Origin of the sequence: Vogesella mureinivorans, assembly GCF_007644035.1 — a bacterium.
Taxonomy (GTDB): Bacteria; Pseudomonadota; Gammaproteobacteria; order Burkholderiales; family Chromobacteriaceae; genus Vogesella; species Vogesella mureinivorans.
This window is the reverse complement of the sequence record NZ_VMTV02000202.1, coordinates 1-268: the sequence shown is the minus strand read 5'-3', so window position 1 is coordinate 268 and position 268 is coordinate 1. Positions and strand designations below refer to the sequence as shown.

General features: G+C 41.4%; 1 protein-coding gene. It reads left to right on the top strand.

The annotated features are described in order from the left end of the window. Window positions 1-268 (top strand): hypothetical protein (locus FLQ44_RS07795; RefSeq protein WP_206208737.1); only part of this gene is annotated, 268 nt, incomplete at both ends.

The window sequence follows — 268 nt, the reverse complement described above, 5'->3', positions numbered from 1 at the left end:
AGTCATAGTGTAGAAGTTTCTCTATCACGGGGGAATGATGGCGAAATATTAGCGCTTGAACCCGCCTTGCAAATCATCGCTCTAATTGGCATAGATGCCGCAAAACTTCAGTTAGTTTTTGCTTCGCATCTACTTAATCAGCCTAACCCTTGTCTTGCTAAGTTTTCTTTGAAAGGAAGCGAAGTCATCAAACAAATAGGCTGGGATAAAAAACATCGGTTAACCGTTTCTGAAAAGCTAGCTCAACTTGCCAGCATTTCCTTCCATT